The sequence below is a fragment of the Lactobacillus sp. CA30L genome, from assembly GCF_059900845.1.
In genome coordinates, this window is sequence record NZ_JBWXGB010000031.1 from 1 (window position 1) to 418 (window position 418).

Consider the following 418-nt stretch of genomic DNA (forward strand, 5'->3'; position numbering starts at 1 on the left):
GGTAATAATAGAGATAAAGATAATAACTGCTAAGAAACTCATTGAGATAACTGCAGCTTTATTCTTTTTCAAACGACGCCATGAGTCTTGTAAGAAACTTAAAGACGGTGTGGCAATACGCTCTCTTTCTTTTAGAGTTGAAGTGTTTAGAGGCTGAAACTCATCTGCCGGAATATCTTTAATCGCTTGTGGTAGATTATTTTTATTGACTGTTTCCATTAGCCTTTTGCACCTCCTGATACGCGAATTCTTGGATCAATTAAACCATAAAGTAAGTCAACAATCAGAATTACAACAACTAACATTGTTGAATACAAAATAGTTACTGCCATAATTGTTGGATAGTCGTTTGTCATAATTGATTTTACAAACTGTTCCCCAATCCCAGGGATGGCAAAAATATTTTCTACTACTAAAG

General features: G+C 34.4%; 1 protein-coding gene and 1 pseudogene. Both read right to left on the reverse strand.

What is annotated here, in order from left to right; translation table 11 throughout:
- Window positions 1–219 (reverse strand): annotated as a pseudogene (locus tag AC2JF8_RS09320) (ABC transporter permease); the annotation flags it as partial.
- On the reverse strand, window positions 219–418 hold a 200-nt coding region (locus tag AC2JF8_RS09325), incomplete at its 5' end, for an ABC transporter permease subunit (RefSeq protein WP_500762811.1). The pseudogene AC2JF8_RS09320 and the gene AC2JF8_RS09325, both read right to left, overlap by 1 nt.